Below are 14,168 nucleotides of genomic sequence, written 5' to 3' on the forward strand. Positions count from 1 at the left end.
TAGCCCAAGGCCGGGGATCGCGGCGCATCTTCAATCCTGCGTTGAAGGTCTTTCAAGGGCTGGGCCAATTCTCAATTGGCGTTCCGGGCGGGAGAATGGACCACTTCATCATCAGGGAATGAATTATGAAAAACAGCTCTACGCTGGCGCCGCAGCGCCGCCAGTTCTTGACGCAGGCTGCCGGTGGCGCGGCCTTGCTGGCCGCCGGCATGGCGCACGGTACTCCGGCTCCCGCTACGGGTGGCGCTGCGCCTGGGGCCTTCTGGCCGAACGGTGCGCGGCTCGTGATCTCGATCTCCATGCAGTTCGAAGCGGGCGGCCAGCCGGTCAAGGGGGCCGACAGCCCTTTCCCCAAAGTGGACTTCCCGGCCGGCGTGCCGTCGGATGCAGCGGCCAATACCTGGTTTGCCTACGGCTACCGCGAGGGCTTGCCGCGCATGCTGGACCTGTGGGACAAGCACGGCGTGAAGGTGACGTCGCACATGATAGGCGAGGCCGCGCGCCGGCATCCGGAGCTGGCGAGGGAAATCGTCAAGCGCGGGCATGAAGCGTCCGGCCACGGGCCGCGCTGGAGTTCGCAGTACGCGATGAACCGCAAGGACGAGCGTGCATTCCTCGTCGCCGGCCGCGAGATGGTGCAGCAGGCGACGGGCGAGCAGACCGTCGGCTACAACTGCAACTGGCTGCGCCGCGGTCCGAATACCTTGTCGCTGTTGCAGGAGCTGGGCTTCCTCTACCATATCGACGACGTCAGCCGCGACGAGCCGTTTATCGAACAGGTGAATGGCCGCGATTTTGTCGTGGTGCCGTACACGCTGCGTAACAACGATATCCTTCTGATCGAGGGGCGCAATTATTCGCCGCAGGATTTCCTGGCGCAGATCAAGGGCGAATTCGACCAGCTGTACGAAGAAGCCGGAACACGCCGCCGCATGATGTCGATCAGCGCGCACGACCGCATCAGCGGCACGCCGCAGATGGTGCGGGTGTGGGATGAGTTCCTGACTTATGCCCGCAGCAAGGCCGGCGTGGCTTTCATGCGCAAGGACGATATCGCCCGCTACGCTCTGGGCAGCCCTTTGACGGTGCGGGAGAGCGAAACCATCTGATATATTGGGCGCTCCAATTCGTCGACAGGAGTTTGCATGCTCAATCGCCGCAGTTTTTTTCATGTTGCAGCCGGAGTTGCCGGCGGTTCGCTCATCGTGCCGCCGGCCCTGGCCAATTTGCCGCCTGCCAGTGAGGCGCTGCCGCAGAACGAAAGCTATTGGGCCAAGGTCGCCGCCCAGTACGACCCTGCGCCGGATTTCATCAATCTGGAGCAGGGCTACTTCGGCATGATGGCGCGTCCTGTGGCGGAGGAATACAAGCGCAATATCGACTACCTGAACGCGCACAGCTCGCGCTTCCTGCGCCAGGAGTTCGACAGCTCGGGCATCGAGGCGATACGTGCCCAGATTGCGATGGCGGTCGATGCGGATATCTCGGAGATCGCCATCACGCGCGGCGCCACCGAATCGTTGCAGAACCTGATCGTCAACTACAAGCCGCTCAAGGCCGGCGATACGATCATGTATGCCGACCTCGATTACGACGCCACCCAGTACGCGATGAACGAGCTGGGGCTGCGGCGCGGCGCCGAGGTGGCCGTGGTGCGCATCCCCGAACCACCCAGCCGCCAGGCTATCCTGGACGCCTATGCGCAAGCCATGCAGCGCCACCCGCGCACCCGTTTGCTGCTGCTCACCCATATCAGCCACCGCACCGGCCTGACGCTGCCGGTGGCCGAGCTGGTGGAGATGGCACGCCAGCGCGGCATCGACGTCATCGCCGACGCGGCACAGTCATGGGGCCAGACGGATTTCACGGTGGCCGATTTGAAGGCCGACTTCATCGGCTTCAACCTGCACAAGTGGCTGGGGGCGCCGCTGGGCGTGGGGTTTATGTACATCCGCAAGGCGCGGCTGGCGGACATCGCGGTGCATATGTCGGACCAGGATTATGCGGCCACCGACATCCGCTCGCGCGTGCATTCGGGCACGGTCAATACGGCCAACATCATGACGGTGCCTGCGGCGTTCCGCTTCCACGAGCAGATCGGCGTGGCGAACAAATCGGCGCGGCTCAAATACCTGCGCAACTATTGGGTGGAACGGGTGCGCAGCGTCAAAGGCTTGCAGATACTGACGCCGGACGATCCATCCATGTACGGCGCCAGCACATCCTTCCGTTTCGCCGGCAAGACCGGCAAGGAAGACAACCAGCGCCTGGCCAGGCGGCTGATGGACGAACACGGCATCTTCACCGTGTCGCGCAACGGGCCGATAGGCGGCAGCTGCGTGCGCGTGACGCCGGCCCTGTTCACGACACCGCGCCAGCTCGACCGGCTGGCGCGGGCGATCGCCGCTCTCGCCTAGGCTGCCTTTTTCTGCCGCATTTGATAGCCGACGCCCAGCACGGCCAGCCACACCGGGATCAGGTAGACCGACAACTGCAGGTCGGGCGTCAGGTACATCACGACGAGGATGCCGGCCAGGAAGGCCAGGCACAGGTAATTGGTCAGCGGGTAGCCCAGGCTGCGGAACGCGGTAGTCTGGCCCTCGGCCTTTTTCTGTGCGCGGAAGCGCAGGTGGATCCAGCTGATCATGCCCCAGTTGATAATCAGCGCCGACACCACAAGGCCCATCAGGAAGCCAAAGGCTTTGCCGGGCATGAAGTAGTTGACGGCCACGCAGATGCCGGTCGCGAGCGCCGAAACGCCCAGCGCCGCCAGCGGTACGCCGCGCTGGTTCACCGTCAGCAGCAGCTTGGGCGCATTGCCTTGCTTGGCCAGGCCGTACAGCATGCGGGTGTTGGAGTAGACGCCGCTGTTATACACGGACAGCGCCGCCGTCAGCACCACGGCGTTGAGCGCGTGCGCCACCAGGTTGCTGTTCAACGCGTGGAAGATCAGCACGAAGGGGCTGCCGCCGGTGACGACTTTCTCCCACGGGTACAGCGACAGCAGGATGCCCAGCGCGCCGATGTAGAAGATCAGGATGCGGTAGATGGCCTGGTTGGTGGCCTTGGGGATGGTGCGCGAAGGGTCGTCCGCCTCGGCGGCGGTGATGCCGATCAGTTCCAGGCCGCCGAAGGAGAACATGATGACGGCCATGGCCATCACCAGTCCGCCGATCCCGTTCGGGAAGAAGCCGCCGTGCTGCCACAGGTTGGCCACTGTGGCTTGCGGGCCGGCGTCGCCGGAGATCAGCAGGTAGGCGCCGAAGACGATCATGCCGACGATGGCGACCACCTTGATGATGGCGAACCAGAATTCCATCTCGCCGAAGGCCTTGACGTTGGCAAGGCTGATGGCGTTGATGATGACGAAGAAGGCTAGCGCCGACATCCAGGTCGGAATCGCAGGCCACCAGTACTGGACGTAGATGCCGACCGCTGACAGCTCGGCCATGCTGACCAGTACATACAGCACCCAGTAATTCCAGCCCGACATGAAGCCGGCCAGGTGGCCGCAGTATTTGTCGGCGAAGTAGCTGAACGACCCGGCCACTGGCTCGTCGACCACCATCTCGCCCAACTGGCGCATGATGAAGAAGGCGATCAGCCCGGCCACGCCGTAGCCGAGCAGCACGGACGGCCCGGCCATCTGGATGGTCTGCGCGATGCCGAGGAACAGGCCGGTGCCGATGGCGCCGCCCAGCGCGATCAGCTGGATGTGCCGGCTCTTCAGGCCACGCTTGAGTTCATTCTTCCCATCTGCCATCTGGTCCCCTGAGTGGTAAGCAAAGAGGACGATTCTAATGCAAAAGCCGGCCGGTGGAACAGAAAATCGGGATGCGCCGGAGATGGCTCAATCCACGTGCCGCGGCAGTGGCTTGAATTGGTACTCGTCGCGGGCGTACTGGTGGCCGCGCTTCACGGTCAGCACCACGCTGCGTACGTTGGCGATGTCCTGCAACGGGTCGCGCTGGAGGAACACCATGTTGGCGTACTTGCCCGCTTCCAGCGTGCCGAACTCGCGCTGCCTGCCCAGCGCCACGGCGGCGTTGGCGGTGGCGGCGCGTATCGCCTGCTGCGGCGCCAAGCCTGCGTACTTCACCAGCTTTTCCAGTTCGCCGTACAGCGCAGGCCAGGGATCGTCGCTGGTGTTGTCGGTGTCGGTGCCGGCGATGATGCGGACGCCGGCGGCATGCATGGCGCGCGTGATATCTCCCGCCAGCTCGATGTGGCAGTGCGGGCCGTCGGCCTTGTAGACGCTCAGCGTGGCGTCCATGATGGTGCCGGACTTGGCGAGCGCCGCGATGTAGCGCTTGATGCCGGGATCGTCCGCCGTCAGGCCGGCGTAGGACGGCTCGCCGTCGTGGCCGTAGGCCGTCTTGCCCGATTCGCGCACGTAGCGGGCGATCATGCAGGCGTGCGAGACGGCGGTGGCGCCCAGCGAATCGTACGGCGTGGCGGGGTAGACCTGCAGGTGAGTCCACACGGGGAAGTGCTGGCTGTTCGATTCCGCGATCAGCTTGCGCACCAGCGTGCCGGGCAGGTTGGCGTAGATCTTCATGCCGGTGGCGCCGGTGCCGCGCGCCTGTGCTACCGCCAGCGGCAGCCTGGTATGTTCGTCGACGGCGTACAGCCAGGGCACTTGCCCCGGTTGGGTGCCCAGTGCGGCGGCCACCGTACGCGGATCCTTGAAGAAGCTGGGGCCTGCGACCAGCGAAGCATAGAAGATGTCCGGCGAAGGGATCTGGTTCAGCAGCGCGGCGCGGGACAGGCCGGCCAGTTCGCGGACGTCGCCCGCCATGTCGCGCACGCCGGTGACGCCGCCATACAGGCTGCGCTTCAGTTCCGCTTCGGCGTAGGGACGGTCGGGATTGGTGGCGTAGTGGACGTGGGAATCGATCAGGCCTGGCAGGGCGTACAGCCCGGCGACGTCGACGATGCGTGCCTTGTCGCCAATGCCGTCATGGCGACGATCGCCAGTGTTCTTTTCATTTTATTCCCATTCGGCGCCGGCTTTACCGGCGCGGCGCGTAGGCCATGCATTCGACTTCCACTTCGCCACCCAGGGCCAGGCCGTTGGCGCCCATTGCGCTGCGCGCGGGCAGGCGCTGCGGCTTGAAGTAAGTGACGTACACCTTGTTGAAGTCCTCCCACTTGGCCATGTCGGCCATCATGATGGTGCACTTGACCACGTCGTCCATGCCGAGGTTCACGCCCTTGAGGATGGTGACGATGTTGTCCATGGCCTGGCGCGACTGGGCTTCGAAGCCCTTGGCCAGACCAGCCGGGCCGGTGCCCAGCTGGCCGGATACGAACACATAGTCGCCGGCGCGCACCGCCAGCGAGAACGGCCGCCCAGGCTCGTTGCCCTTGTTGTAGTAGTCGATGGCCGAGGTGCCGCCGGAGGCGAACAAGGCCAGTATGCAGGCGAGCTTCTTCAGGTGTGCACGTGTCAAGACGGTCTCCCAGTGAATGATGCGGCTATTGTCCCCACCGTTTCTGTTCCGCCACCATGTCCAGGTGCGCCTGTTCGCGCATCTGTGCACGACGCCGTTCAGCTTCTTCGATCTGCGCGATCTGCCGCTCCAGCAATTCGACGGTGCGCTGCAGATCCTCGATCTGCTTGGCCAACAGGCGGCGGACATTCGGGTCTGCCTCGTCCATCAGCTGCTTTTGGAGCAGCACGATTTTCTTGCGTAGCCCTTTGATCGACTTGAGGATCATGCTGATCTGGTCTTGCGCGCTGACGCTCAAATCCATTCTGCGCGCACTGCCCGATGAAACGCTGGATACCATGACCGCTCTCCGTGTTAATGTTTTGGTATGGTAGTCGAATTCTCTTGTAACTTCCAGTTGTATGAAAATAGGACGCCAAATTCTCCAAAAATGTAAGTATGCTTACGGTCTTTCGGATTTGGAGAGCTGGATGACTAGCAGTAGATCAGTCAAGGCGCGATCGTCGTCGGCGGATGTGGCGTTTGCGCAGTCTTCGCTGGGCCATGCGTTGTCCGCCGTGCTGGCCGAAGGTTCGGCGTCGAACCGCAGCATAGCCAATTTCGTGCTGCGCAACCCGATGCGTGTGACGGCGTTGAAGATCGACGAAATGGCCGAAGGCTGCCAGGTCTCGACCGCGACCATCAGCCGCTTTGCGCGCGACATCGGCTTTGCCAACTATGGCGCAATGCGCAGCGCCGTGGCCGAGACTTTGCATTCGGAGATGCAGCCGGTGGACAAGCTGCGCCACACGATAGAGAACCGTCAGGGTTCGGTGTGGCCGGGCGATCAGAGCATGGAGTACGCGCTGGCCAATATCGGTGCGACCCGCAACGCGCAGTCGCAGACTGAGATGGAGCAGGTGGTAAAGAAGTTGAGCTGCGCGCGCACCGTGTATGTGCTGGGCTTCGGGCTGTCGTCCTATCTGGCAGGCTTGTTGTCGCTGCACTTGCAGCCTTTCTGCCCGCATGTGGTGGAAGTTGCGGGGCAGGGCGGTACCGAGGTGGCGGCCGGCCACCTGGCCAACGTCGGCCCGAAGGATCTGCTGGTGGTGATTTCCTTCCCGCGTTATGCTCTGGATGTGGTGCGGTTGGCGAAGTTTGCGCGCGACCATGGCGCTTGCGTGATTTCGATCACCGACGCACCGGCCTCGCCGCTGGTCGAAGTGTCCGAGCATGTGCTGTATGCGAACAGCGGCCATGCCGTGCTGCCCAGCAGCGCGACGGCGGCGGTGGCGGTGATCGAAGCGCTGGCGGTATCGTTGATGGTGTCGAACAAGGATAATGTGGAAAAGGCGGCGCGGCTGACGGAGGCGATTTCCTCCTATCTGTACGGCCCCGCCACCAGGAAGCGTAAGACGAAAAAAGGGAAATAGCGTATGAGGCGATTTGCAGGGTTGTTGTTGGCTGGGCTGGTGTGGTGCATGCAGGCGTATGCGGCGGAGGCCGCGCCGCAAGGTTCGCTGGTCATCATCGGCGGCGCGTTGAGGGCTGATAATGCAGTGGTCTGGCAGCGGGTGGTGCAGCTGGCCGGTGGAGCCGGGGCGCGCATCGCCGTCCTGCCGACGGCTGCCGCGAATCCTGAACGCTCCGGCGCCAACCTGGCGGCTAACCTGAACCGCTACGGCGCGGCAGCCTTTATCGTGCCGCTGTCGGCGCGGCTGAAAGACCGCGACTTCCGGCGCGATGCCGAAGACCAGGCGCTGGCAAGCTCCATCCGCTCGGCCGGCGGCGTTTACTTTACCGGCGGCGACCAGGCCTTGATTACGCAGGCGCTGGTGCGTCCGGACGGCAGCCGCACTGCGGTGCTGGAAGCGATCTGGGATCTCTACCGGCGCGGCGGCGTGATCGCCGGCACCAGCGCCGGCGCGGCCGTCATGAGCAGCACGATGTACTACAACGCCAGGACCGTGTTCGCCACAATGAGCGAGGGCGTCAACGACGGCCGCGAGCTGGCGCCGGGCCTGGGCTTCATCGGCAACGACGTCTTCGTGGACCAGCACCTGCTGGCGCGCGGACGCTTCGCCCGCATGCTGCCGGCCATGCTGAAGAAGGGCTACAAGCTGGGACTGGGCATCGACGAAAACACGGCGATGGTGATTAATGCTGCACGCGAGGTTGAGGTGCTGGGCTATCAGGGCGCGCTGCTGCTCGACCTGTCGCAGGCGGTGGTTGGCGACGGCAAGGACTTCAACATCTCGAACGCGCGCATCAGCTATCTGGATCGCGGCGACCGCTACAACCTGTCCACGCGCTATTACACGCCATCGGCCGACAAGGTGGATGGCAAGGTCGATCCGCAAAAGCCCTATCTGAAGGACCCCGTGTATTCGTCCGACATCCTCGGCCACAACGCTGTACTGGTGACGATGGAAAGGCTGATCGACAACGCGCAGACCGAGGCGATCGGCATCGCCACCGCCGCGCCGGGCGAGCCGCGCCAGGAGCTGGGCTTCGAATTCAAGTTCACCCGCGTGGCCGACACTGTGGGCTACGCGTCGGCAGCGACGGAGGGGTATTCGATCCTCAATCTGCGGCTCGACGTGCGGCCGCTGCAAATTACCCGTCCGTGGTACAAATAGGGGTGGAAGTTTAGCGGATTCGCTAAACAAGCGGCTTTCAAGAAGGCATCCGGTTGACCGGTGCCGCGTGCAGGGCTATAAAGTTGGATCGCCCCCTACGATTGGAAGCCGAATGTCTGTCACCAAACTCCTGCCGGCTGGCGCGCTTGCGCTGGCACTCGCTGTTCCCGCCATCGCGGCGCAGCCGTCCACGCCCGCCGCTGCGGTCGATGTCTTCATCGGCACCGGCGGCGACGGCCATACATTCCCCGGTGCGGCGCGGCCGTTCGGCATGATCCAGTTGAGCCCCGATACGCAGGTGCGGCCGTTCCGCCAAAGCTATCCTTGGGCCGCCGGCTACCGCTACGAGGACGACAGCATACTGGGCTTCTCGCACACCCACTTCTCCGGCACCGGCCACTCCGACCTGGGCGACCTGCTGCTGATGCCCTACAGCGGCGAGACCAAGCTGGAACCGGGCTATCCCGAGCGCCCCTTCAGCGGCTACCGCTCGCGCTTCAAGCACCAGGACGAGCATGCGGAGCCGGGCTACTACGCCGTCAAGCTGATGGACAACGAGGTCGATGTCGAACTGACCGCCAGCGAGCGCGTGGGCATGCACCGCTATCGTTATGCCAAGGGCGCATCGGCCAAGGTGATACTGGACCTGCGCAGCAGCATCTACGATTACAAGGCCAAGAATCTGTGGTCGCGCCTGCGGGTGCGTGACAACACGCTCATCACCGGCATGCGCGAGACGCGGGGCTGGGCGGCGGGACGGCAGCTGTACTTCGCCATCTCGTTCTCGCATCCGCTGGCGTCGCGCGCACTGCGCAACATGGAGACGGACGTTGAATACAAAGGCTTCGCCGGCCCTGGCAGCGGCCCGGGTGACAAGGCTATGGTCGAGGGCAAGGCGCTGGTCGGCGCGCTGGACTTCGGCGTGCCGGCGGACGGCCAGCTTGAAGTGAAGGTGGCGATTTCCGCCGTCAGCGAAGAGGGCGCGATCGCCAACCTGGCCGAGATGCCGGGCTGGGATTTCGACGCCGAACGCGCCAAGGCATCGGCCGCATGGAACGAGGCGCTGGGCGCGGTGGCGATCGAAGCCGCACCCGATATGCGCAAGATGGTCTACACGGCGCTGTACCACAGCATGCTGGCGCCCAGCCTGTTCATGGACCGCGACGGACGCTATCGCGGCCCGGACAACGAAGTCCATCAGGCGCAGGGCTTCCGCTACCACTCGACCTTCTCGCTGTGGGACACCTATCGCGCGCTGCACCCTTTGCTGACGCTGATCCAGCCGGAGCAGCGCAATGTGGACTTCGTGCGCTCGCTGATCGAATCGCAGAAGGCCAGCCCCTACGGCATCCTGCCGGTATGGCAGTTCCACGGCCTTGAAACCTGGTGCATGATCGGCTACCACGCGGTGCCCGTCATTGCGGACGCTTACATGAAGGGCCTGAAGGGCTTCGACGCCGAGGAGGCCTTGAGGGCCATGACCAGCAGCGCGGAGTACGGCCCGTACGGTGGCCTTCAGCACTACATGAAGCTGGGCTATGTGCCGATCGACCTGGAACCGGAAGCGGCGTCCAAGACGGTGGAATACGCCTTCGACGACTGGACCATCGCCCGCATGGCTGAAAAGATGGGCAAGAAGGATATCGCGGCGCGCTACTACAAGCGGGCGCAGAACTACCGCAATTCCTTCGACGTGAAGACCGGCTTCCTGCGGGCGAAGAAGTCCGACGGCACCTTCCGCGAGCCTTTCGATCCGGTGCTGTCCAACTTCGGCAGTGACTATACCGAGGGAAGCGCGTGGCAGTACTCGTGGTATATGCCGCACGATAACGCAGGCCTGATCCGCATGCTGGGCGGCGACGCCGGCCTGCAGAACAAGATCGACATGATGTTCGACGCCAAAGTGGACGAGAAGGTGTATGCGCACATGGAGGATATCTCCGGCCTGATCGGCCACTACGCGCATGGCAACGAGCCGTCGCATCACGTGGCTTACCTGTACAACTACGCCGGTGCGCCGTGGAAGACGCAGAAGCGGCTGACGCAGGTGGTGGCGTCGCAGTACAACACCACGCCGGCGGGCTTGTCGGGCAACGATGACCTGGGGCAGATGTCGGCATGGCTGGCCTTTACGGCGTTTGGCTTTTACCCGGTTGCGCCGGGCAGCAATGAGTACGTGATCGGCCGCCCGTTCCTCGACAAGGCGGTGATGAATCTGCCGAACGGGAAGACCTTCACCATCCGCAGCGTGGGCCTGAGCGCGGAGAACGTGTATGTGGCCGGCGTGACGTTGAACGGCAAGCCGCTGGTGCAAAGCTTCCTGCGTCATGAGCAGATCACCGCCGGCGGCGAGCTGGTGTTCACCATGTCCGCCAAGCCGAATGCCGATTGGGGCAAAGGCCCGGCATCGCGTCCGTACACGCAGACCGCTTACTGAGTGGCTTGATCGGGTTCCTGCATGGGAGTACAGTAGCCGTTCCACTACTTTCAGGAGCCCTATATGAAACGTGTCACCGGCATTGGCGGTGTGTTCTTCAAATCTCCAGACCCGAAGCGGCTGACCGAGTGGTATCGGGTTCATCTTGGCTTCGATGTGTCGGAGTGGGGCGGCGTCGCCTTCCGCTGGTCCGGCACGGGAACCACGGCGTGGAGCCCGTTCAAGCAGGACTCGGACTATTTCGCTCCGAGCACCGCGCCGTTCATGTTCAACTATCGGGTGGATGACTTGCATGCGCTGTTGGCCGCGCTGCGCGCCGAGGGCTGCCAGGTCGAAGACAAGGTCGATGAATCGGAGTACGGCAAGTTCGGCTGGGTGATCGACCCGGACGGCAACAAGGTCGAGCTGTGGGAGCCGCCTGAAGGAAAATGATATGCAGGCCGCGCAGCAATGCGCGGCCTTTTTTTTGTCTTTGATTGATAGCGCTAACATTTCGGCTCTAAATTTTCAAGCGGAATTATGGTCAAAGTAGTGGGATAGGCCATAGCGTCCAAGCCACACCACAGTTTGTGCGCCGCAACACGGATTATCCTTTACAAAAAATGACGACCGGCTAGACTACAGGTCTTGTTAGCGCTAACAATTTGGAGTGTCTGTGAACAATAGTGCGGTATATCGTTGGGTCGTCATGGGAGTGAGTGGCTGTGGAAAGAGCGAGATCGGATCTCGCCTGGCCACGGAACTTGGGGTGCCTTTCCTTGAGGGGGACACTTTTCATCCGGCGGAGAACGTCGCCAAGATGTCGGCCGGCGTGCCGCTCGATGACGGCGACCGGGCCGGCTGGCTGTTGACGCTGCAAGCCAAAATCCGGGAAGCGGCGCAACGGGGCGAGGGGCTGGTGTTGTCCTGCTCATCCCTCAAGCGGCGCTACCGCGACCTGCTGCGCCAGGCCGACCCTGAGCTGCGTTTCGCTCATCTGGACGGCGAACGTGCCGTCATCGAAAGCCGCATGCAATCCCGCACCGGTCACTACATGCCAACAAGTTTGCTCGACAGCCAGTTGCGCGATCTTGAACCGCTGCAGGCCGATGAATCGGGCTTGCGCCTGGACCTGACGCTGCCGCCATCGCAGCTGGTCAGTCTTATTTTGCAGTATCCGGAGCCGCAGCAATAGCGTGCCATCCATAATTTAACTGGGAGACAGAATGAAAACCGATATCACCAAGAAGATACCGAAGCGGCGTTGGGGCATAGGCGCGCTGCTCGGAGTAGGCGTCCTGATCAACTACATCGACCGCATCGGCCTGTCCGTGGCCGCGCCGCAGATCAAGGAACTGTTTAACCTGACGCCGGTCGAACTGGGCTTGCTGTTCAGTGCCTTCGCCTGGTCCTATTCGCTGCTGCAGATTCCGGTCGGCATGGTGATGGATCGTTTCGGTCCTACCCGCGTTGGCCGCTGGGGGGCTTTCCTGTGGGGGCTGGCGGCTACGATCACCGCGTTTTCGAGCGGCTTCGCCGGCATCTTCGCTGCGCGCATCCTGCTGGGCATTGCCGAAGCGCCTGCCTTCCCGGTCAGCGCCAAGGCTACAGGTTACTGGTTCCCGCGCAATGAGCGCGGCATGGCAACGGCGATCTTCGACGCCGCCGCCAAGTTCTCCAACGTGATCGGCGTGCCGCTGCTGGCGCTGACCATCGTCACCTTCGGCTGGCGCTGGGGCTTTGGCCTGACCGCTGTGCTGAGCTTCAGCTATTTCATCGCGTTCTATGTGCTGTACCGCGATCCTAGCGCCGATCCCAAGTTGAGCAAGGAAGAGCTGCGTTACATCCAGGACGGTGGCGCTTCGCCGGAAGGTCCGTCCGAAGCGGGCGCGCTCAATATGCTGGGCTATCTGCTGACCAAAACCAAGATCTGGGGCCTGACCATCGGCTTCGCCGCCTACGGTTATTCGTTCTATCTGTTCCTGACCTGGCTGCCTGGCTATCTGGTGCAGACCATGCACATGAGTATCCTGAAGTCGGCCGGTTACGCGGCGATTCCGTGGCTGGTGGCGACGGTGGCCGACTTGTTCGTCGGCGGCTGGCTGATCGATCACCTGATCTCGCGTGGCAAGGACGAATCGCTGGTCCGCAAAGGCGTGCTGGTATGCGGCATGGTGCTGGGCCTGGCCGTGTTCGGCGCGACGCAGACCACCGATCCTGCCTGGGCGATCTTCTGGATCTCCATCGCCTTGGGCGGCCTGGCTTCGGCGGCGCCGGTGGGCTGGTCGCTGCCATCGCTGATAGCGCCGAAGGGCGGCGCAGGCACCATCGGCGGCATCATGAACTTTGCCAACAACCTGATGGGCGCGGCTGCTCCTATCGTCACCGGCATGATCGTCGGCGCCACCAACTCGTTCACCAACGCCTTCATGGTCGCTGGCGTGATTCTGTTGATCGGCATCGTGTCCTTCGTCTTCGTGCTCGGCAAGATCGAAGCCATCCCCGACCCTGAGCCGCGCGGCGCTATCCAGCCGGCGCGCTGATGTAAATCCTACCTGCGGATGAGGCGGCGCCGACAGCGCGCCGTCTCACCGACACACAAATCTGGAGACAAAAATGAAAAAAAGCATTTATGCAATGGGTGCGCTCGCCCTGGCTACTTGTTCCGCAGCCGCACTGGCGCAAAGCAATGTGACGTTCTACGGCGTGATGGACATGGGTATCTCGCAAGACCGCGGCGGCATCGCCGGCACATCGACCCGCGCCACCAGCGGCATGGCGACGCAAAGCCGCTGGGGCTTCCGTGGCAACGAAGACCTGGGCGGCGGCATGTCGGCCTTCTTTGTGATCGAAGGCGGGATTCATGCGGACACTGGAGTCTCGACGCAGAACAGCACGCTGTTCGGCCGCACCAGCATCGTCGGCCTGGGCACCAAGTACGGCGCGGTGTCTGCGGGCTTGCAGGACACACCGCTGTTCACCACGCTCAATACCGTGGTCGACCCGCTGCGCAACGGGATCGCGCGCTCCAACAATCTGATGTCGTCGACCGGATTCCGGGCTGGTAATTCGGTGTTGTATCGCACGCCGGTCATTGAGGGCTTCAGCGCCGACGCCATGTATGTGGCGGGCGAGGTGGCAGGCGACCAGCGCGCCAGCCGCGCGCTGGGTGGATCGTTTGGTTATAGCCGTGGTCCGCTGAACGTGCGGCTGGCTTACCACAACAAGAACAACGATACGGCCACCCTGAAGAACACTGGCTCGGCGCGCAATACGCTGCTGGGTGCGAACTATGATTTTGGTCCGGCCAAGGCCTGGTTTGGTTATGGTGTCGACCGTGGCTTGAACTCCTCGCCGCTGAACAGCTCCATCGTCAATTTCGATGGCCCGGCGCCGGTGGCCTCCACCGACAGCCGCGATGTGCTGCTTGGCGTGACGGTGCCGTGCGGCCTGAGCACCGTGGTTGCGACGTATATCAACAAGAACGACCGCACCGCGCGGAATCAGGATGCGCAGCAGTATGCGCTGGCGTATATGTATGCGTTCTCCAAACGCACCGATATCTACACCTCCTATGCGCTGATACGCAACCATAACGGCGGCGGCTACACGGAAGGTAATAGCGAGGAGCCGGGTATCGGCAACCGTCAGTTCACCGTCGGCTTACGCCACCGCTTCTGA

13 protein-coding genes are annotated in these 14,168 nt (G+C 63.1%); 9 read left to right on the forward strand and 4 right to left on the reverse strand.

Going from position 1 to position 14,168, the window contains the following annotated elements; genetic code table 11:
* Positions 1–125 precede the first annotated feature (125 nt).
* Entirely contained in the window at positions 126–1,109 is a 984-nt protein-coding gene (locus tag GEV01_RS01480) for a polysaccharide deacetylase family protein (protein WP_152801013.1), read from the forward strand.
* Between the two features lie 36 nt (positions 1,110–1,145).
* Positions 1,146–2,417, forward strand: coding sequence for an aminotransferase class V-fold PLP-dependent enzyme (locus GEV01_RS01485; RefSeq protein WP_152801015.1), 1,272 nt, complete (start codon positions 1,146–1,148; stop codon positions 2,415–2,417).
* On the opposite strand, the gene GEV01_RS01490 is transcribed toward GEV01_RS01485, so the two are convergent.
* The 4 genes from GEV01_RS01490 to GEV01_RS01505 form a co-directional block, all read right to left on the reverse strand.
* The gene (locus tag GEV01_RS01490) at positions 2,414–3,763 is read right to left on the reverse strand and encodes an amino acid permease (protein ID WP_152801017.1); all 1,350 of its coding nucleotides are present in this window, start codon (positions 3,761–3,763) and stop codon (positions 2,414–2,416) included. The genes GEV01_RS01485 and GEV01_RS01490 overlap by 4 nt on opposite strands.
* Positions 3,764–3,850: 87 nt before the next feature.
* The gene (locus GEV01_RS01495) at positions 3,851–4,798 is read right to left on the reverse strand and encodes an amidohydrolase family protein (RefSeq protein WP_152801019.1); all 948 of its coding nucleotides are present in this window, start codon (positions 4,796–4,798) and stop codon (positions 3,851–3,853) included.
* A 214-nt stretch (positions 4,799–5,012) separates the two neighbouring features.
* A complete protein-coding gene (locus tag GEV01_RS01500; RefSeq protein ID WP_152801021.1) occupies positions 5,013–5,453 on the reverse strand; it encodes a RidA family protein in 441 nt (146 codons plus the stop codon).
* A gap of 25 nt (positions 5,454–5,478) precedes the next feature.
* Complete coding sequence (locus GEV01_RS01505) at positions 5,479–5,793, reverse strand: FlxA-like family protein (protein WP_152801022.1); 315 nt, start codon at positions 5,791–5,793, stop codon at positions 5,479–5,481.
* Positions 5,794–5,923: 130 nt separating this feature from the next.
* Here GEV01_RS01505 and GEV01_RS01510 point away from each other — a divergent pair, with 130 nt between their 5' ends.
* The 7 genes from GEV01_RS01510 to GEV01_RS01540 all read left to right on the forward strand — a co-directional run bounded on the left by GEV01_RS01510 (position 5,924) and on the right by GEV01_RS01540 (position 14,168).
* Positions 5,924–6,865: a MurR/RpiR family transcriptional regulator gene (locus GEV01_RS01510; protein ID WP_152801024.1), complete on the forward strand. Its 942-nt coding sequence runs from the start codon at positions 5,924–5,926 to the stop codon at positions 6,863–6,865.
* A 3-nt stretch (positions 6,866–6,868) separates the two neighbouring features.
* A complete protein-coding gene (locus GEV01_RS01515; protein ID WP_152801026.1) occupies positions 6,869–8,071 on the forward strand; it encodes a cyanophycinase in 1,203 nt (400 codons plus the stop codon).
* Between the two features lie 112 nt (positions 8,072–8,183).
* Positions 8,184–10,508, forward strand: a complete 2,325-nt coding sequence (locus tag GEV01_RS01520) for a GH92 family glycosyl hydrolase (protein WP_152801028.1) — start codon at positions 8,184–8,186, stop codon at positions 10,506–10,508.
* 63 nt (positions 10,509–10,571) lie between these two features.
* Entirely contained in the window at positions 10,572–10,940 is a 369-nt protein-coding gene (locus tag GEV01_RS01525) for a VOC family protein (protein WP_070269793.1), read from the forward strand.
* Between the two features lie 256 nt (positions 10,941–11,196).
* Positions 11,197–11,682, forward strand: coding sequence for a gluconokinase (locus GEV01_RS01530; RefSeq protein WP_152802268.1), 486 nt, complete (start codon positions 11,197–11,199; stop codon positions 11,680–11,682).
* A gap of 31 nt (positions 11,683–11,713) precedes the next feature.
* Entirely contained in the window at positions 11,714–13,030 is a 1,317-nt protein-coding gene (locus tag GEV01_RS01535; protein WP_152801030.1) for an MFS transporter, read from the forward strand.
* 73 nt (positions 13,031–13,103) lie between these two features.
* Positions 13,104–14,168 (forward strand): porin, encoded by a 1,065-nt coding sequence (locus GEV01_RS01540; RefSeq protein ID WP_152801032.1) that lies wholly within the window; start codon positions 13,104–13,106, stop codon positions 14,166–14,168.

It is taken from the genome of Rugamonas rivuli (genome assembly GCF_009380165.1).
In the GTDB taxonomy this organism is placed as follows: Bacteria; Pseudomonadota; Gammaproteobacteria; order Burkholderiales; family Burkholderiaceae_D; genus Rugamonas; species Rugamonas rivuli.